Genomic DNA, 18,538 nt, shown 5'->3' with positions numbered 1-18,538 from the left:
TTTTGGCATATTCATGCCAAAACACCTCGCGGGATAGTGGTGTGTGAACAGTAACAAGTAATCTCTCAGTTACAGAGGAAAAGAGATAAATGGTATGATGAAGCAGAAAAATGGCGTTATGACAGACTATGTAAAACGCAGAAGGCTGAGAAATCGACATTGACATCTATGTAATGAAACTGTAAAATATATAATGTCAGTGGCAAAATACCTTTTGTCCCTGACACCCTATTTTATAAAGTACGGAACAGTTATAATAATGTCAGAGAGAGGCTTCCTCTCCTGACCTGATATCAAATATTACCTGAAGACTATATATCTATTCTAAGGAGGATATTATGAAAAATAAAAGAGTACTAATGTTATTGGCCTTAACAGCTGTATTATCTGTTTCCATGACTGCATGTAACTTTGGAGGCGGCAGTGACGAGGATTCAAGTGTGGTACAGGTAACTCCTACACCGGAGCCAACCAAAGTAGCGAAAGCAACTCCTACCCCTGCACCGGCCAATGCCCAGAATACTACCTATACATCTAAGAACAAAGCAGTATCCATTAAACTTCCGGATGCGACATGGGCGAATAAATCAGATTCTGACGATATGTTAAGCTTTGAGTCACCGAAACAGGGCAAACTCCTGATCCTGCATGGTTCCGGTGAGGAGGATATGTCTGTGGCGATCATTCCAAGTTCACAGGATACAGCCTCTGCACTTGTAAAGGCAGATAATCTTGTAGAAGGTACAGATTTTGAGATCCAGGATTATAAATCAGAGGAAGTCAGCGGTGTAAATGTTTACAGCTATACAGTTCATTACCTCACTGACAAGAGTGACTATAAATATGTTGTAAATAAATATTTCACAGATAATACAACAGAATTTTACAGTGTTGCAGGTTCTGTAAAGGATGAGAAAGCACTGGCAGGAATCAAGACTTCTGTTGATTCATTCGCTATTTCCGGTGATTCTGTACTGAAAGCAGCAGCAACAGGAAAAACTTCCGGAACTACAGCAGGTACAACTGCGGACGGCACTTCCGGAACTACAGGAACAGCGGCTGCAGGTACAGACCAAACAGCATCCGGCAGTTCATCAGATGGAAGCTCTTCAGCAGGCACAGACGGTTCTTACAGTGATACTTCATCGGATGGTTCATCAGATTACAGTTCTTCAGACTATACTTCTGATGGCAGCAGTGACGGATCTTATGATTATGACGATGGTTCCTCCAATGGATATTATGCAGACGGAACACCTGTAGGAACAGATGATCCGGACTATGATACAGATCAGACAAGAACTATTTACAGAAACTCCGACGGATATCCGCTTGTAATTTATCCGAACGGTGACGGTACATGGTGTGATGATGACGGAAATACCTATGATTTTGTTAATGGTGAGGACGTTTATGATGAGAATGGCGTTGACTATTACTATCATGGAGAACCGGCGTATGTCCGCTATATGCCTAAGAATCAGTAACAGAAAAGTTGAAAAGGACGGCTGCTGTAAAAAACAGTCGTCCTTTTTTGCGCTGACAGAGACCAACCTGTTATTTACATAAGAACGGATGTTGTGGTAGAATAGCAGGGAAAATATGTGCTGCTGTGAACGGAGTGAACAGTAAAACAGATAGATAATGAGGGCTGATGAATGGAATCATACGGAAGATTTGCCGGTGTTTATGATGTTTTCATGGATAATGTAAACTATCGTGAATGGGCAGACTATATTATAGAAACATTGGCTCAGGACGGGATCAGGGATGGTCTGGTTCTGGAGCTGGGATGTGGAACAGGTACTGTGACAGAGATGCTTGCAGATGCCGGATACGATATGATCGGTATCGATAATTCTGAGGAGATGCTTGCAGAGGCTATGGAGAAGCGGGCGGAATCCGGTCATGATATTCTATATCTTTTGCAGGATATGCAGGATTTTGAGTTATATGGTACGGTTCGTGCTGTGATCAGTGTCTGTGACAGTATGAATTATCTGACGGACGAGGAAGATCTGGAGTATCTTTTTGCGCTGGTAAATAATTATCTGGATCCGGGCGGGTTGTTCATTTTTGATATGAATACGATCCATAAATACCAGGATGTGATCGGTGATACGACTATTGCTGAGGACAGAGAGGACGGAAGTTTTATCTGGGAGAACAGTTATGACAGGGAAAATGCCCTGAATGTATATGAACTGGCACTTTTTCTTCCAAGAGAAGACGGATTGTATGAGAAGTGTGAGGAGGAACATGTACAGAAAGCATATTCCATAGAAGCAATCAAGGCTATGATTGTGAAGGCAGGAATGGAACTGGTGGCAGTCTATGATGCGTATACTCATAATCCGGGTGATGAGAATTGTGAACGTCTGACTTTTGTTGCAAGAGAGCATGGAAAAAGTGCACAGAACGGATATCATGGAAAGATTCCGGAGAAACCTGAGACACATCGCGCGGATTGATGCGATTATAGCAAGCCTCTTAATTAATGCATTATTTACGAGGACTGCTATTAATTTGACCTAGAGCGTGTCTGAAAAATCATTCCCGCAATCTGCACGCCCCACTTTGCGGGATATTTCACCCGAATTCAGTTGCCGTAGCCCACTACGGCGCCATCGTCCGGGCAAAATATCCCACAAATTGTGACGCACATCTTGCAGAAAGCCTTTTTCAGACACGCTCTAATGTTAAGCCATGGACAAAATGAAAATAATATGAAAGAAATAACAGGAGTAATAAACGAATGAACGATTATATTATCAGAGCAATTGCAGCGAATGATCAGATTCGGGCATTTGCGGCAGTTACTACAGAAACAGTAGAAACAGCGAGACAGGATCACAATACAAGCCCGGTTGCAACAGCGGCACTGGGACGTCTGCTTACAGCAGGTGCCATGATGGGTACCATGATGAAGGGGGATAAGGACATCCTCACACTTCAGATTAAGGCAGGAGGTCCTCTGGAAGGAATTACTGTGACAGCAGATTCCAAAGGTCGTGTAAAGGGATATGTGGGAAATCCTGATGTATGTATCCCGGCAAACAGCAAGGGCAAACTGGATGTTGCAGGTGCTGTCGGGGTAGGATTTATGAACGTGATCAAGGATATGGGACTGAAAGAGCCTTATGTTGGCCAGGTTGCGCTTCAGACCAGTGAGATCGCAGAAGACCTTACCTATTATTTTGCTACAAGTGAACAGGTACCGTCAGCAGTTGGTCTCGGAGTTCTTATGAATAAAGACAATACAGTACGTCAGGCTGGCGGATTTATCGTGCAGCTGATGCCGTTTGCGGAAGAAAGCACAATTGCGAAGCTTGAGGAAAATGTGCAGAAAATCACATCTGTCACAAATCTTCTGGAAGAGGGGCATACTCCTGAGAGTCTGCTTGAGAAAGTCCTGGAGGGCTTTGACATGGAGATCAATGAGAAAGTTCCTACGGAATTTTACTGTAACTGCAGCAGAGAAAGAGTGGAGAAAGCCCTGATCAGCATCGGAAGAAAAGAACTCAATGAAATGATCCAGGAAGGTAAGTCCATTGAGATGAACTGCCATTTCTGTAATAAGAATTATGAATTTACAGTGGAAGAACTGAAAGAAATCCTGCGTAAATGTAAATAAGAGATGCCAATGTACTGACAGATGGATCTGCCGGAGCACAGAGAAGAAGAGGTAGAAAATGAAAAACGGTTATATCAAAACAGCAGCCGCAACACCTTATATCACAGTTGCAGACTGCAATGCCAATGGAAGTGAGATTATCAGACTGATCCATGAGATGGAGAAAGAACATGTGAAGGTTATGACTTTTCCGGAGCTTTGTATCACAGGCTATACCTGTCAGGATCTTTTCCTGCAGAGACGTCTTCTCGACAGCGCCTGGGAAACTTTGCTGAAGATCACAAAGGAAACTGCTGATGTGGATGCCCTTGTTTTTATAGGTGTGCCTTTCAGAAATCATGGAAAATTATATAATGTGGCAGCAGTTTTAAACAGAGGCGAGATCATTGGTCTGGTTCCGAAAACTTATCTTCCAAACTATGGAGAATTTTATGAGCAGCGCCATTTTGCATCAGGTCTTGGCTGTCTGGAATATGTGGATATTGAGGGAAAGAGAGTTCCTTTCGGAACAGATATTCTTTTTATCTGTGAGGAGGAGCCGGAGCTTGTGGCAGCTGCAGAGATCTGTGAGGATTTATGGGTGACACTGCCGCCAAGCGTTCTCCATGCACAGGCAGGAGCGAATCTGATCGTGAATCTGTCAGCCAGCAATGAGATGGTCGGAAAGGACAGCTACCGCAGAGATCTTGTTTCCGGACAGTCTGCACGTCTGGTGTGCGGATATGTATATGCAAATGCAGGAGAAGGTGAGTCCACACAGGATCTGGTCTTTGGCGGTCAGAATATGATCGCAGAGAATGGAGTGATCCTTGCGGAAGGAAAACGTTTCCACAATGGTATTGTATACAGTGAGATTGATGTGCAGAGGCTGAACGATGAGAGAAGAAGACTGACTACTTATCAGCCGGCTGACGACAGTAATCATATTAAAGTGTGCTTCCATCTGAATGTGGAAAAGACAAAACTGACCAGAAAATATTCGCAGTATCCTTTTGTACCTTCACGAAAAGAAGAAAGGGATATGCGTTGTGATGAAATCCTGAATATCCAGGCAATGGGACTTAAGAAACGTATGGATCATATCCATTGCCACAAGGCAACAGTGGGACTTTCCGGAGGTCTGGATTCCACACTGGCACTGCTTGTGATCGCAAGAGCCTTTGACCTTTCCGGCGCGGACAGAAAGGATATCCACTGTATTACCATGCCATGCTTTGGAACCACAGACAGAACTTATCAGAATGCCTGCAAATTAAGTGAGTGTCTGGGTGCGACTTTAAGTGAGATCAATATCAAAGAAGCAGTAAATGTACATTTCCGGGATATTGCTCATGATCCGTCTGTGCATGATGTGACTTATGAGAACAGCCAGGCAAGAGAGAGAACGCAGATCCTGATGGACAGTGCAAATCAGGATGGCTCGATTCTGGTGGGAACAGGAGATCTGTCTGAGCTGGCTCTGGGATGGGCAACCTACAATGGTGACCATATGTCCATGTACGGCGTGAATGCTTCAGTGCCGAAAACTCTGGTGCGTCATCTTGTACGTTATTATGCGGATACCTGCAAAGATGAGAAGCTGACAGAGGTTCTTCTTGATATTCTGGATACACCGGTAAGTCCGGAGCTTCTGCCGCCTAAGGATGGCAAGATCGCACAGAAGACAGAAGATCTGGTGGGACCTTATGAACTTCACGATTTCTATCTGTACTATATGCTTCGTGCAGGATTTGAACCGGAGAAAATTTACAGGCTGGCATGTGAGACTTTTGAAGGAATGTATGATAAGGAGACAATCTTCAAATGGCTGAAAACCTTCTATTGGAGATTTTTTGCACAGCAGTTTAAACGTTCCTGCCTTCCGGATGGCCCGAAGGTGGGAAGCGTTGCGGTTTCACCGAGAGGTGATCTGAGAATGCCAAGTGATGCAAGTGCAGGAGTATGGCTGGAGCAGCTTGAAAATATGGATATTTAGAATCGCATAGCGGAGTGGAGGATTTTATCCGCGTGATTTTGCATGGCGAAGCGGAGAACGATCAGTTGTTCTCCGCTTTTTTCAGTGCTGTTTCAATTGCATTCAAAAGAATCATGGAAGTATACTTCTGATCTTCAGAATATTGGATGTTTTCCAGCGACTGGGAGGTATAGATCTGGCTGGCCAGTGATTCCAGAGCCGGTTCCATGAGAGGAAACATGGCTGCGGTGCTTTCGCTTAAATTTACCAGACGGATGGAAGTTACCCTGTCAGAGTCAACGGTTACTTCCAGGTCAAAGGTGTTTTCATTCAGGTCGATGGAGGAAGTATAAATTCCCGGTTTGTACAGGCTTTTGGCATCGGCTGAGGCACTTTTTTTCTGACCGGATCCAAACATGAAAAAAAGTACAATAGCCAGGATGACAGCAAGAAGAAGGAAAATGCCGGTGTATATAACTTCCTTCATATGTAGGACTATGATTTTTGTTTTTGCACTCATGGTACACGCCTCCTGGATGGTTTTGTATATTCTATTACAGAAGTGCTTAAATTATGATATACTGAAACAACGAATGTGAGCAACCGACAGTAAGGAGAGAAGAATGTCATTACAGTTTATTATCGGCAGTTCCGGTGCCGGAAAGTCTTATTTTGCATATGAGAGAGTAATCCGGGAGTCCATGGAACACCCGGAGAGAAATTACTATATTATTGTTCCGGAGCAGTTTACCATGCAGACACAGAAGACGCTGGTGGAAATGCACCCGGGAAAAGGAATCCTGAATATTGACATCCTGAGCTTTGAACGTCTTGCGTACCGTGTATTTGAAGAAACCGGCGGAGATAACAGAAAGGTTCTGGAAGATACGGGAAAAAGCATGGTGCTGCAGAAAATGGTGCAGCAGCACAGAAAGGAACTTGCCTATCTGGGAAGTCAGATGAATAAGCCGGGATATCTGGATGAGGTGAAGTCTCTGGTTTCAGAATTTATGCAGTATGATATCAGAGAAGAGAATCTGGCAGAAATGAAAGAGAAGGCCAAAGATCAGCCATTACTTGAAATGAAGCTTAAGGATGTGGGAATCCTTTATCAGTCATTCAGGGAATTCCTGAAGGGGCATTATATGACAGGGGAAGAGGTGATGGATGTCCTGCTTAAACAGCTTCCTTTTTCCGAGAAACTTAAGGGAGCGGAATTTCTCTTTGATGGATTTACCGGATTCACGCCAATTCAGGTCAATGTGCTCAGGGAACTTCTGGTCATTGCTGACCGCATAAGTGTTACTGTGACTATGGACGAACGGGAGGATGCTTTTTCTCCGGGAAAACCTTATCAGCTTTTCTTTATGAGCAAGCAGATGATACGGACACTTGCAGGGCTGACCAGAGATCTGGAGGATCCGGTGTATCTGAAACCATCCGGACAGTCCCGGTTTGCACAGGCACCTGCCTTACAGTTTCTGGAGAAAAATATCTTCCGCTACAGAAAGGGCGTGTATGCCGAAGAACAGCAGGAGATAAAAATATTTACTGCGCCATCCCCCCTGGAAGAAATGCGGGAGGCTGCCAGAAGGATGTCAGAACTTGTGCGTACCTGCGGATACCGCTATGGTGAGATTGCAGTGATCACAGGAAATCTGGAAGAATATGCAAGACTTGCAGCACAGGTATTTGAGGAGGCAGATATTCCATATTTTATTGACGAGAAGCACTCGGTAATGATGAATCCTTTTGTGGAGTATCTGCGCGCTGCCATGGAGATGGCGGTACAGGGATTTCCTTATGAGAGTGTTTTCCGTTATCTCAGATGCGGGATGTCAGAAGTTACCAGAGAACAGGCTGATAAGCTGGAGAATTACGTGCTGGCGCTGGGAATCCGGGGATATAAGAAATGGTCTGAAAAATGGGTTCGTGTATACAGAGGAATGGAAGCGGAGAAGATACAGGAACTGAATGAGATCAGAGAAATCTTTGCGGAAGAAGTAAGGGAACTTGCACAGGGATTTGGTTCCGGGAAGAAGACAGTGGAAGAGTACTGCCGGATTCTCTGTGAGTTTATCCAAAAAAGCAATGTCTGGCAGAAACTGAAACGACAGGAGCGAAAGTTTAAAGAGTCAGGCGATAAAGCAATGGAAAAAGAATATAACCAGATTTATGGAATTGTGATGGACCTGCTGGATAAGATGGTTGAGATTCTTGGCGAAGAAACGGTAAACAGACAGGAGTTCCGACAGCTTCTGGAATCAGGACTTTCTCAGGCAAAAGTAGCGCTGATTCCGCCGAGCATAGATCAGGTAATGGTGGGTGATATGGAACGATCCCGCTTAAAGGAGATTAAGGCGTTGTTCTTTGTTGGCGTGAATGAGGGAAATATCCCAAAGAGCACACAGACAGGCGGAATCTTATCAGAGCTTGACAGGGATTTCTTCCAGGAGCAGGGAGTGGAACTGGCACCGGGGCCTAAAGAACTGATGAATATGCAGAGGTTTTATCTGTATCTGAATATGACGAAACCGGGAGAAAAGCTGATCCTCTCCTATAGTGATACCAATGCAAAAGGAGAAGGCATAAGTCCGGCATATCTGATCGGGAGTATACGCAGTCTGTATCCGAAGCTGGAAATTGAAAATTCCTATTGTTATCCGGAAAATCCGGAAGCTGGGATTGATCTGTTTCTGGAGAAGTTGGTACAGGAGACAGAGAAAGAACATGAGGATATTCTGGAGCAGGCAGATGAGACGGATGCAATGTTTGGAGAGCTTTATAGCTGGTATCTGCGGAATACGGAATACAGAAGCAGAGTACAGAAGCTGGTACAGTCGGCTTTTGCCGGAAAACCAGAGGACATTATCAGCCAGAGTGTGGCGAAGGCATTATACGGAGAGGTTTCACCTTACAGTGCTACCAGACTGGAACGTTTTGCAGCCTGTGCATTTGCACATTTCCTTCAGTATGGAATGAAGCTTACCGAGCGTGTGGAATATGAGTTTAAACCTATGGATATGGGAAATGTTATGCATGAAGCACTGGAAAGCTTTGCAGAAGAAGTGCGAAAAAGAGGCATGAAATGGACAGAGCTGACAGAACAGGAACGGAATGAGATTGCGGACCGGTGTCTGGATAATATTGTGGCAGATTATGGAAACACGGTGCTCAAAAGCAGTGCCAGAAATGAATATATGATCGAGAGAACAAGGAGAATCCTCAGAAGGACGGTATGGGCACTTCAGAAACAGCTGGAACAGGGAGAATTTCAGCCGGAAGGCTTTGAGGTAACCTTCGGGGGAGGACGGATTGACAGAGTAGATATTATGGAAGATCAGAATAAGGTGTATGTGAAGGTGATTGATTATAAAACCGGAAATACATCCTTTGACCTGGTTTATCTGTATCATGGCCTGCAGTTACAGCTGATGATCTATCTGGATGGTGCTCTGCGTGTAGAGCAGAAGAAATATCCGGATAAGGAGATTATTCCTGCGGGAGTTTTTTATTACAATATCAAGGATCCTATGATTCAGGAGAAGATAGATGCGGATGTGGAAGCAGTCAGTGCAGGTCTTATGAAAGAACTGAAGATGAATGGGCTGGTTCAGGCAGATCCGGAGCTTGTGTACAGGATGGACAGCAGTCTTGGCTCCATTCCTGTCGCATTTAATAAGGACGGAAGCTTTCGCAAAAATTCTTCTGTGGCAGACAGAACACAGTTCGCAGTGCTTGGACGGTATGTAAGGACGAAGATTGAGAAGATAAGAAGTTCTATTCTGGAGGGAGATGCAGAGGTTTCTCCCTATGAGCTCGGAAAAAAGAATGCGTGTACTTATTGTCCGTATATGACGGTATGCGGATTTGACCGCAGGCTGTCAGGATATGAATTCCGCAGACTGAAAAACTTCTCTGATGAGGAATTATGGAAAGCATTTGACAGGGAGGCAGAATAAGATGGGCGTACAGTGGACAAAGGAGCAGCAGGAGGTTATACGGCTGCGGGACAGAAATATTCTGGTCAGTGCGGCAGCCGGGTCCGGAAAAACGGCAGTACTGGTAGAACGTATCCTGAGTAAGATAACAGATAAAGAACACCCTGTGGATATTGATAGACTGCTGATCATGACATTTACAAGAGCGGCAGCAGGTGAAATGAAAGAGAGGATCTCGGCAGCTATTGAAAAAGCACTCTGTGAGGATCCCGATAATGAGCATCTGCAGAGACAGACAACCCTGCTTCATACTGCACAGATTACAACTATTGATGGTTTCTGTGCCTATATTATCCGGAATTACTTTCATCTGATCGGACTGGATCCGGGATATCGGACGGCAGATGAGGGGGAACTGAAGCTTCTGCGAGGAGATGTTGTGAAAGCACTGCTTGAAGAATATTATGCCAAAAAAGATGAAAAGTTTCAGAAATTCGTGGAATGCTTTGCAACAGGAAAGTCAGATGAAAATCTGGGAAACCTGATACAGAAATTATATGAAATGGCTATGAGCAATCCTTTTCCGCAGGAATGGCTGTCCGGGTGTATGGATGATTACAGGATTGATTCCCTGGAAGAGTTAAGAGAGACTGAGTGGATGAGGATGCTCTGGGATGCAGTGAAGGATGAACTGCAGGAAGCGAAGCTTCTGGTGCAGGAGGCTCGAAGAATCTGCTCAGAGCCGGATGGTCCGTATCTGTATGATGAGGCACTGAGCAGTGATCTTCTTCTTATAAGAAGTCTGCAGGAACTGGCAAAGAAAAGAGATTATAATGGAACTGCAGAAATACTTATGAAACCCTCATTTGCCCGGCTGAGCACAAAGAAGGCTGCGGATGTAGATGAACAGAAGAAGCAGAGAGTGAAAGATCTTCGGGATGAGGAAAAGGGGATTCTGAAGGAACTGGGGCAGCGATATTTCCAGAGTGCAGAGAAAGAACTTCTGGAAGTGATCAGATATATCAGAGGCCCAATAGAGATGTTAGTTGAGTTGACGGCACGATTTAAAAAACAGTTCGGAGAGGCGAAGAGAGAAAAGAATATTCTGGATTTTACGGATATGGAACATTTTGCCCTGCAGATACTGATGACGAAAGAAGGGGAAGAAATCCATATGTCTCAGGCTGCGAGAGAGCTTTCCGCAAAGTATGATGAAGTCCTGGTGGATGAATATCAGGACAGTAACTTAGTGCAGGAGCTTCTGACAACAGCAGTATCCGGGTGGATCAACCAGAAGAAAAATATCTTCATGGTAGGAGATGTAAAGCAGAGTATCTATCGTTTCCGTCTGGCAAGGCCGGAGCTTTTCATGGAAAAATATAAAAGTTATTCCACAGAAGAAGCACAGGAGCAGAGAATTGACCTGCACAAAAATTTCCGGAGCAGGGAACAGGTTCTGGAGAGTGTAAACTTTATTTTCCGACAGATCATGGGGGAAGACCTAGGAGGGATTACCTATGACAAAGATGCAGCCCTTTATCCCGGAGCTTCTTTTCCGGAAGGAGAGTCAGAGGAATTTGTAAAGACAGAGGTTCTTCTGGTCGAGAGAGACGGAGAAGAACTGTCTGATGTACAGGACTATGAAGACGCAGGTGCATCGGGAAACCGCAGGGAAATGGAAAATCAGACCGGGCAGGAACTGGAGGCGCTAGCCATTGCACAGAGAATTAAAGAAATTGTGGGAAAAGAACATATCGTAGATAAAGAGACGAAGGAATACCGGCCTGTGGAATACGGGGATATTGTAATCCTGCTGCGCACTGCCTATGGATGGGCAGAAACCTTCAGGGAAGTGCTGGCATCTCAGGGGATTCCCGTATATTGTACATCAAGAACCGGATATTTCTCTGCAACCGAGATTGTGACTGTATTGAATTATCTGAAGGTGTGTGACAATCCGCTGCAGGATATTCCGCTTATGGGAGTGCTTCGTTCACCGATCGTCGGATGCACTTCACAGGAACTGGCAGAGCTTAGAATACAGTATCCTGATGGTCTGCTCTATGAGAGTGTTTCGGCATATGCAGGAGAAAATGAAATCCCCGAAAAAGAACTGGATCCGGATAAGCTGAAATCTGAATTGTTAAACAGTAATCTGCGAACAGATGAAAAGAACTCTCTGAATATTAAATTAAAAGGATTTCTGAGTCTACTTGAAAAGGTAAGAAATATGGCTGCATATACGCCGGTCCACGAATTGATCCTTTATGTGCTGAAAGAAACCGGGTATGGAGATTATGCAAGGGCACTTCCGGGAGGGGAGCAGCGTTTTGCAAATCTTACCATGCTTGTGGAGAAAGCTATGGACTACGAGAAGACAAGCTACAGGGGTCTGTTTAACTTTGTTCGTTATATCGAACAGCTACAGGCATATCAGGTAGACTATGGAGAAGTCAATCTGACAGGAGCGGGCAATACCGCAGTGGAGATCATGACGATCCACAAGAGTAAGGGACTTGAATTTCCGGTAGTATTTGTGGCCGGTATGGGAAAACAGTTTAATTTTCAGGATATGAATGCAGGTCTTTTGCTTCATCCGGAACTGGGAATAGGGGCTGATGCTATCATACCGGAGAAACGGGTGATCGCATCTTCGCTGAATAAGCAGGTGATCAGAAGACAGCTTCTGAAAGAGAGTCTGGGAGAGGAACTGAGGGTACTTTACGTTGCCATGACAAGAGCAAAAGAGAAACTGATCCTTACAGGAACAGTCGGAAAGCTGGAAAAGCAGATGCTGTCGCTGTCGCGTTTTCTGGATGAGGAAGAAGAACTGCTCCCACTGGGAACCAGAATGAAAGCAAAGAATTACTGGGCTTTTGTACTGCCTGCACTGGTGCGGCATCGGGCCATGAGTGAACTTCTGTGGGAATATGGAATCCTCATGAAGAAACAGCCGGGGATTTACGATGATATCTCTGAGTTTGTGATAAAAAAGATCACTGTCCGTCAGATGACAGAAAAAGCAGTTCTCATCCAGGCAGGAAACCAGATGCAGGAGGAATATCTGAAGAACTGGGATGAAAATAAAGTGTATGATGAGGCTGTGAAGGAAGAGATAGAGAAGAGATTTTCCTTTGTATATCCGTATAAATATCTGGAAGATATTCCGGTTAAAGTCAGTGTTTCGGATCTGAAAAAGAGAAGCTGGCATGATGAAAGTGAACTGGAAGAGAATATCAGTGTGTCTGCCGAAGAGCAGGAGGAAGAACAGGAAGCGCCGGTTCCCGCATTTATGGCAGAGAAGCAGGAAGAGTATAAGGGGGCTGCCAGAGGTACTGCTTACCACAGAGTAATGGAATGTCTGGATTATGCAGAAACAGATACAGAGGAACAGCTTCGGGCTCAGTTAAAGAGACTTCTGGAGAGCCAGAAAATGACAGAGCAGGAAGCGGAATGTATCCGGATCCGGGATATCAGGAGATTTGTGGAGTCCGGGCTGGGGCAGAGGATGAAGAAAGCTGCCATGAAAAAACATCTTTACAGAGAACAGCCTTTTGTGATCCAGAGAAATGCTTCTATGCTCGATGATGGTTGGAAGAACGAAACAGTGCTGGTGCAGGGAATTATCGATGCCTATTTTATGGAAGAGGAAGAGATTGTTCTTGTGGACTATAAAACGGATAGAGTGAAGAGAGGACAGGAACAGAAGCTGATCGATCTGTATCATGTGCAGCTTGAGGATTATGCCCGGGCATTGGAGCGGATGACAGGGAAAAGAGTGAAGGAAAAGATCATTTATTCGTTTACATTGCAGAAAGAGATATTGCTGTAAGCGGAATAAATATTATTATTGTGAATTCAAATATCCGGCAGGGATAAGCGCGTGTTATACGCGCCACCCTGCCGGATATTTGTTTTTCAGGATCTGGTTGACCAGTTTACCGAAGCCAATGGGATATCCATCTGCACAGAGGAGATGCCAGCCTTTTTTGTGAGCTGCTTCTTCGGGTTCGATATTTAAGGTTTCGCCCTTTAAATATCTGGTGATCCTTTCGTCAGAAGCGGAGAGAGAGATGACTGCTTCTGCTTCATTTTTGCGGATCGCCAGTGCAAGTGGCTGAGACGGCTCGAAGCGGTTTTTCTTCAGGTCACCGAGATAGAGACCGTTTCTTAAGAAGGTGATGCCGCGGAAGTTGTGGGCAACCGGGGGAAGATAGTAGGCTTTATCACCGCGGATTTCCACACGTTCCCAGTCAAATGGCTGGCCGCAGAGGGTTTTCAGACCGATTTCGTTCAGAAATTCCTCAATCAGTGGAAATGCGTTTTTGTCCGGTTTTGTGTGAGGACGGGAGCTTTCCTTGATGGCCTGTCCTTTTTTACGGAAGAGCGCAAGGAAGTGTCCCTCTCCATTCATTTTGTGTGGAAAAATCCGGATGCATTTGATAAGCTCAGGATTTCCGTTTCCCCATTCAGGAACTCCATGGGAGAAGCCTTCATAATCTTCCATTTCTGCCAGTTCCATGTCAGGACGGTTTTCCAGAAGATGGGAAACAGTTTGTTCGTCTTCTGCAGGCGCGAATGTGCAGGTAGAGTAAAGCATCAGTCCGCCGGGACGGAGCATATCGGCTGCCTGGAGGATAAGTTCTTTCTGGATTTCGGAAAGCTCCATGGATTTTTCGGGAGTCCAGTCTTTGGCAAGTGCTTCTTCCTTACGGAACATTCCTTCTCCGGAGCATGGAGCATCCAGGATGATCTTGTCGAAGAATTCGGGGAATGCTTTGGTTAACTTTGCGGGTGTTTCGTTTGCTACGAAGACATTTGGGATGCCGAAGAGTTCCAGGTTGCGAAGGAGAGCTCTGGCGCGGGATGTGCTGATATCGTTTGCTACCAGAAGTCCCTGTCCCTGAAGTGCTGCGCCTGCTGCAGTTGCCTTGCCGCCCGGGGCTGCGCAGAGGTCCAGGACTCTGTCACCCGGCTCGATGGGGATGCGGGAGGCGGGGGTCATGGCGCTGGGTTCCTGAAGGTAGTAGAGGCCGGCCTGGTAGTATGGGCATCTGGAAGGACGGATGTCTTCATCGTAGAAGTAGCCGTTTTTGATCCATGGGATCTGACGGGTTGGAAATGGAGACAGGTTTTCGAAGTCTTCGCAGGTGATCTTGGAGGTGTTTATGCGCAGGCCGTAGGTTCGGGGGGCATTGAAGCTGGAGAGGAAGGCGGGGTATTCGTTGCCGAGCATTTTCTCCATTCGGGTGAGGAATGCGGGGGGGAGGGGTGTTGTATTTTCGTTCATAATGGGTTGGTTTCCTTTGCTGTAGTTTTGATTGGTGGGTGGGGGACGCGCAGGAAAATATATCTGTCTGAGTGCGGTTTCGGCATCTAAGATCTTCTAAGTCGGTAAAAATCTGCTAAAAGCATGGAGAAAAATGCAAAACTCGCTCCGCTGCAGGCTTCGCTCAGACAGGTTGCGATTTTTCTCCATAACGCAGATTTCTACCGGCTAAGAAGATCTAAGATGCCTGCAAATGCACTCAGACAGATATATTTTCCTGCGCTGTTTACTGAAAATAACTGTAGTATAACGTGAGGTTTATGGAATATTAAGTTTATGAAATACTATAGCAATGCCATAAAATAATGCAATCAAGACAGTTCAGCAGGACTTCATTCTATGATGGACTGGATTGTTTGCAGTAATTTATGAAATAAGAAATTGATATATAGCAATGCTTTTAAATGCATTATTTATGAGGATCGCTATAGTGAACCGGAAGACGTTAAGGAGGTATTTTCGGTAAAGGTATCAATATGATTATAAAGTATAAATGATTTTTGCTAAATAGTATTGACAAAATCATATTATACATCATATAATATCGTTAACAAAACAATATTGATGTTCTGTATAGTATGTGAACAGGATGGAATAAATGTATCAGATGTGAAATGGCGTTTACCTTTGGTATAGTCTGGAGCATTTTTCAGACACGCTCTAAGGCTGGATTGCAGAGATGATGCTGTCTGTACAGAACATAATTGAAACGAGGGAGTGAGCATATGGTTTTTAATACGGGTGCTGCGCTTCTGGATGCGGTTGTTCTGGCGGTTGTTTCTAAGGAGAAGGAAGGGACTTACGGGTATAAGATCACGCAGGATGTGCGTGGAGTTCTGGATGTTTCGGAGTCTACTTTGTATCCGGTGCTCAGGAGGCTGCAGAAGGATGATTGTCTGGAGGTTTACGATATGGCGTATGCAGGACGTAACCGGCGTTATTATAAGCTGACGGACAGAGGTGCTGCGCAGCTGGAGTTTTATAAAGCTGAATGGAAAATTTATGCATCCAAGATAAGCGGGATGTTTGAGGGAGGAATAGGATGATGGACAGGGCGCAGTTTATGCAGGAGCTGGAGAAGCTGCTTGCTGATATTTCCGAGACAGAGAGGCAGGATGCCCTTGATTTTTATAATAGTTATTTCGATGATGCAGGAGCTGAGAATGAAGCTTCGGTGCTCAGGGAACTTGGAAGTCCAGAGAAGGTTGCAGCGATCATCAAGGCGGATCTGAAAGGTTCGGCAGGAGGCTATGAGTATGGAGAATATACGGAGCATGGCTATGAGGATGCCCGGACTAAAGAGAGAGGACAGATGCCTGAGAAATATGGAGAAGAGTCGGGAACAGGGAAGCGTTTTTTCAGAAAGGGGAATCAGGCGGTGCTGATCCTTGCGGTGATCCTGCTGGTTTTTATTTCTCCTTTTGTTAAGGGGGCTGTTGGTGGGATTCTGACATTTGCAGTTGGAATCTTACTGCTTCCGTTCTGGCTGATCGTTGGATTGGGTATAGGCGCTGTGGCTTTACTGGTTGGCGGGCTTGCAGCTGTTGTGGCTGGAGCAGGGCTTTTGACTGTAATGATCGGAACCGGGATCATGACAATAGGAATTGGATGTCTTATGATTGCTCTGGCAATCCTTATGGTATTGGGGCTGATCAGTGTCGCAGTACGTATTGTGCCGAAGTGGTTTCGGAAGATTACCGACTTTTTTAACAGGTTGCTTTACAGAAAGAGAAAGGAGGAGGTTAAATGAAGAAGTTTACAAAAGGAATGTTGATCGCAGCGGGGATTTTTGGTGCTGTGGGAATCGGGCTGACAGCTGCCGGTGGTGTTATGGGAGCCAGTATGTCGGAACTGACAGGGGTGAAAAGCCTGAAAAGGGTGCTTCTGGTGGCAGACGGGGATTATGATTATGATGACAGCGATGATTATGATGACGATGATGATTATGACGATTATGATTATGATGACAGCGATGACTATGACAGCGATGATTATGACGACAGCGACGACTGTGACGACAGTGAGGATTATGCCCGCGCTGTTGATGAGAATGAGGAAGATGGCACTGTATATCAGTTGAAGTATCAGCCCACAAAGCTGGATATAGAGCTGAAGTACGATGAGCTGATTCTGGAAGAGGGCGACAGTTTCTGTGTCAGAGTTTATGATGACAGTGGGAAGAATGTGACAGTGAAGGAGAGTTCGGATACTCTTAAGGTCAGAAGCACGAAAAAACTGTCTAAAAACAGAAAGGTGTGTATCTCCTATCCGGAAGATGTTAAGCTTCAGGAGCTGGAGATTGAGATGGGTGCAGGTACTGTTTATCTGAACAGAGATATTGAGACAGAGAAGCTGAGTGTGGAGATGGGAGCCGGGGAATTTGAAAGTAAGAATCCGGTGACTGCAAGGGAGGCAGATCTGGAAATCGGAACCGGAAGTATGACATTTGCAGATCTGAGCGCCAGGAAGACAGATGGAGAATGTGGTCTGGGTGAACTGGATCTGACACTGACCGGTACGCAGGAGGATTATAATTATGATCTGGAATGTGGAGTGGGAAATCTGGATGTAGGTTCTGATTCCTACAGTGGACTTGGACGGGAGAAAACCATTTCCAATAAAGGCGCAGACAGGAAACTGGATCTGGAGTGCGGTATGGGAAATATATCAGTAGATTTCTCCGGGAAAGAGCACAGAGATTTGCAGATATTCTGAAGAGCATATACTCTGACGTGCAGAAATAAAAGTGGTATTTAACCGAATCAGGAAGTTATTCGGTGTAGAGTAAGTAGCGAAGCGGATGATTTTATCTGCTTGACTAATCTGGGTTTAAGGAGGAAATGGAACATGGGTGACAAACGTTTATACAAATCATCAGAAAACAGTATGCTTTGCGGTGTATGTGGAGGAATCGCAGAATATTTTGATATTGACCCTACGTTGGTGCGTCTGGCATGGGTGATCCTTACCTGCTTTGGAGGTGCGGGAATCTGGGCATATATCATTGCGGCAATTATTATTCCCAAAAGATAATAGAATCTCAGAATCCAATCTGCAATAGACAGAAGTTTGACCGAATCAGGCAGGCAGCGAAGCGGATTGCGAATATCCGTTTGAATGAAATACAGTATAAAAATTAAGAAAACAGCCCATACTCCAAAGAAAAGGAGTGTGGGCTGTTTTGGATAAAGAGAAGGAAATAAAAGCTTATCTTGATGGAGAATTATTACCGGAGGTCAGAATGAAGTATGAAATTGCAGAGGAAATGGGACTGCTGGACAGGGTATTGAGTGATGGATGGAAAAGTCTGTCTGCGAAAGAGACCGGAAGGATTGGAGGGCTGATGACGAAACGAAAAAAAGAGAAATTGAAAAAATAAATGATATGGAATAAGCTTGTTCTTCGGACGATGATGCTGTAAAATTAAGAACAGGTATTAGAACGTGTTTGAAAAATCATTCTCACAAGATGCACGCCCCATTTTGTGGTATATTTTGTCCGAATTCGGTTGTCGTAGTCCGCTATGACGCCCTTATTCGAACAAAATCTCCCACAAATTGTGACGCACATCTTGCAGAAAGCCTTTTTCAGACACGCTCTGGAGTAGCTAAGAAATATGGGATGGAATTAACAGTTAAATATAAATTATAAAATCATATAAGTATATGTTGAGTTTTATA

At 44.9% G+C, this 18,538-nt stretch carries 14 protein-coding genes and 3 pseudogenes; 13 read left to right on the top strand and 4 right to left on the bottom strand.

The genetic code is table 11. The features are described 5' to 3' along the window. Positions 1–338: 338 nt before the first annotated feature. Together G4417_RS15325 and G4417_RS15320 are read left to right on the top strand one after the other, a co-directional pair. Entirely contained in the window at positions 339–1,487 is a 1,149-nt protein-coding gene (locus G4417_RS15325; protein ID WP_173684092.1) for a hypothetical protein, read from the top strand. 171 nt (positions 1,488–1,658) lie between these two features. Continuing rightward, complete coding sequence (locus tag G4417_RS15320; protein ID WP_173684091.1) at positions 1,659–2,471, top strand: class I SAM-dependent DNA methyltransferase; 813 nt, start codon at positions 1,659–1,661, stop codon at positions 2,469–2,471. A 50-nt stretch (positions 2,472–2,521) separates the two neighbouring features. Here the strand turns inward: G4417_RS15320 and G4417_RS17625 are convergent. Then, positions 2,522–2,644 (bottom strand): annotated as a pseudogene (locus tag G4417_RS17625) (DUF6783 domain-containing protein). On the opposite strand from G4417_RS17625, the pseudogene G4417_RS17620 reads away from it, so the two are divergent. From G4417_RS17620 to G4417_RS15310, 3 genes and pseudogenes are all read left to right on the top strand, one after another. After that, positions 2,603–2,719: pseudogene (locus G4417_RS17620) on the top strand (DUF6783 domain-containing protein); the annotation flags it as partial. The pseudogenes G4417_RS17625 and G4417_RS17620 overlap by 42 nt on opposite strands. Before the next feature lie 36 nt (positions 2,720–2,755). Further along, entirely contained in the window at positions 2,756–3,634 is an 879-nt protein-coding gene (gene hslO, locus G4417_RS15315; protein ID WP_008706643.1) for an Hsp33 family molecular chaperone HslO, read from the top strand. Positions 3,635–3,692: 58 nt separating this feature from the next. Then, the gene (locus G4417_RS15310; RefSeq protein WP_118338619.1) at positions 3,693–5,609 is read left to right on the top strand and encodes an NAD(+) synthase; all 1,917 of its coding nucleotides are present in this window, start codon (positions 3,693–3,695) and stop codon (positions 5,607–5,609) included. A 61-nt stretch (positions 5,610–5,670) separates the two neighbouring features. Here the strand turns inward: G4417_RS15310 and G4417_RS15305 are convergent, their stop codons facing one another. Continuing rightward, complete coding sequence (locus tag G4417_RS15305; RefSeq protein WP_055057270.1) at positions 5,671–6,108, bottom strand: hypothetical protein; 438 nt, start codon at positions 6,106–6,108, stop codon at positions 5,671–5,673. Between the two features lie 103 nt (positions 6,109–6,211). On the opposite strand from G4417_RS15305, the gene G4417_RS15300 reads away from it, so the two are divergent. Together G4417_RS15300 and addA are read left to right on the top strand one after the other, a co-directional pair. Beyond that, a complete protein-coding gene (locus tag G4417_RS15300) occupies positions 6,212–9,550 on the top strand; it encodes a PD-(D/E)XK nuclease family protein (protein WP_173684090.1) in 3,339 nt (1,112 codons plus the stop codon). Between the two features lies 1 nt (position 9,551). After that, positions 9,552–13,361 carry a helicase-exonuclease AddAB subunit AddA gene (gene addA, locus G4417_RS15295; protein WP_173684089.1) on the top strand — a complete coding sequence of 1,270 codons (3,810 nt, stop codon included), beginning with the start codon at positions 9,552–9,554 and terminating at the stop codon, positions 13,359–13,361. A gap of 54 nt (positions 13,362–13,415) precedes the next feature. Here addA and G4417_RS15290 read toward each other — a convergent pair whose 3' ends face one another. After that, positions 13,416–14,819 carry an RsmF rRNA methyltransferase first C-terminal domain-containing protein gene (locus G4417_RS15290; protein ID WP_173684088.1) on the bottom strand — a complete coding sequence of 468 codons (1,404 nt, stop codon included), beginning with the start codon at positions 14,817–14,819 and terminating at the stop codon, positions 13,416–13,418. A gap of 764 nt (positions 14,820–15,583) precedes the next feature. Here G4417_RS15290 and G4417_RS15285 point away from each other — a divergent pair. From G4417_RS15285 to G4417_RS15265, 5 genes are all read left to right on the top strand, one after another. Continuing rightward, complete coding sequence (locus tag G4417_RS15285; RefSeq protein ID WP_020993548.1) at positions 15,584–15,904, top strand: PadR family transcriptional regulator; 321 nt, start codon at positions 15,584–15,586, stop codon at positions 15,902–15,904. Then, positions 15,901–16,608, top strand: coding sequence for a DUF1700 domain-containing protein (locus tag G4417_RS15280; protein ID WP_243872178.1), 708 nt, complete (start codon positions 15,901–15,903; stop codon positions 16,606–16,608). Before G4417_RS15285 ends, G4417_RS15280 begins: the two co-directional genes overlap by 4 nt. Beyond that, positions 16,605–17,573, top strand: coding sequence for a DUF4097 family beta strand repeat-containing protein (locus tag G4417_RS15275; protein WP_243872177.1), 969 nt, complete (start codon positions 16,605–16,607; stop codon positions 17,571–17,573). The genes G4417_RS15280 and G4417_RS15275 overlap by 4 nt, the downstream gene beginning before the upstream one ends. 132 nt (positions 17,574–17,705) lie before the next feature. Then, positions 17,706–17,891 carry a PspC domain-containing protein gene (locus tag G4417_RS15270; RefSeq protein ID WP_008706626.1) on the top strand — a complete coding sequence of 62 codons (186 nt, stop codon included), beginning with the start codon at positions 17,706–17,708 and terminating at the stop codon, positions 17,889–17,891. Between the two features lie 148 nt (positions 17,892–18,039). Then, on the top strand, positions 18,040–18,237 hold the full coding sequence (locus G4417_RS15265) for a small, acid-soluble spore protein, alpha/beta type (protein ID WP_022380942.1): 198 nt from the start codon (positions 18,040–18,042) through the stop codon (positions 18,235–18,237). Positions 18,238–18,281: 44 nt separating this feature from the next. On the opposite strand, the gene G4417_RS17615 is transcribed toward G4417_RS15265, so the two are convergent. Beyond that, the gene (locus G4417_RS17615) at positions 18,282–18,428 is read right to left on the bottom strand and encodes a DUF6783 domain-containing protein (RefSeq protein WP_306441521.1); all 147 of its coding nucleotides are present in this window, start codon (positions 18,426–18,428) and stop codon (positions 18,282–18,284) included. Here G4417_RS17615 and G4417_RS17610 point away from each other — a divergent pair. Continuing rightward, positions 18,366–18,509: pseudogene (locus G4417_RS17610) on the top strand (DUF6783 domain-containing protein); the annotation flags it as partial. The gene G4417_RS17615 and the pseudogene G4417_RS17610 overlap by 63 nt on opposite strands. Positions 18,510–18,538 lie beyond the last annotated feature (29 nt).

Origin of the sequence: Blautia wexlerae, from assembly GCF_013300825.1 — a bacterium.
Classification (GTDB): Bacteria; Bacillota; Clostridia; order Lachnospirales; family Lachnospiraceae; genus Blautia_A; species Blautia_A wexlerae_B.
The sequence above is the reverse complement of the archived record's forward strand: the minus strand, read 5'-3'. Positions and strand labels throughout refer to the sequence as shown.

What these genes read in the sequence shown, in the direction of transcription:
- G4417_RS15325 (WP_173684092.1), top strand. Translation starts at nt 339, where the DNA reads ATGAAAAATAAAAGAGTACTAATGTTATTGGCCTTAACAGCTGTATTA.
- G4417_RS15320 (WP_173684091.1), top strand. Translation starts at nt 1,659, where the DNA reads ATGGAATCATACGGAAGATTTGCCGGTGTTTATGATGTTTTCATGGAT.
- hslO (WP_008706643.1), top strand. Translation starts at nt 2,756, where the DNA reads ATGAACGATTATATTATCAGAGCAATTGCAGCGAATGATCAGATTCGG.
- G4417_RS15310 (WP_118338619.1), top strand. Translation starts at nt 3,693, where the DNA reads ATGAAAAACGGTTATATCAAAACAGCAGCCGCAACACCTTATATCACA.
- G4417_RS15305 (WP_055057270.1), bottom strand. Translation starts at nt 6,108, where the DNA reads ATGAGTGCAAAAACAAAAATCATAGTCCTACATATGAAGGAAGTTATA.
- G4417_RS15300 (WP_173684090.1), top strand. Translation starts at nt 6,212, where the DNA reads ATGTCATTACAGTTTATTATCGGCAGTTCCGGTGCCGGAAAGTCTTAT.
- addA (WP_173684089.1), top strand. Translation starts at nt 9,552, where the DNA reads ATGGGCGTACAGTGGACAAAGGAGCAGCAGGAGGTTATACGGCTGCGG.
- G4417_RS15290 (WP_173684088.1), bottom strand. Translation starts at nt 14,819, where the DNA reads ATGAACGAAAATACAACACCCCTCCCCCCCGCATTCCTCACCCGAATG.
- G4417_RS15285 (WP_020993548.1), top strand. Translation starts at nt 15,584, where the DNA reads ATGGTTTTTAATACGGGTGCTGCGCTTCTGGATGCGGTTGTTCTGGCG.
- G4417_RS15280 (WP_243872178.1), top strand. Translation starts at nt 15,901, where the DNA reads ATGATGGACAGGGCGCAGTTTATGCAGGAGCTGGAGAAGCTGCTTGCT.
- G4417_RS15275 (WP_243872177.1), top strand. Translation starts at nt 16,605, where the DNA reads ATGAAGAAGTTTACAAAAGGAATGTTGATCGCAGCGGGGATTTTTGGT.
- G4417_RS15270 (WP_008706626.1), top strand. Translation starts at nt 17,706, where the DNA reads ATGGGTGACAAACGTTTATACAAATCATCAGAAAACAGTATGCTTTGC.
- G4417_RS17615 (WP_306441521.1), bottom strand. Translation starts at nt 18,428, where the DNA reads ATGTGCGTCACAATTTGTGGGAGATTTTGTTCGAATAAGGGCGTCATA.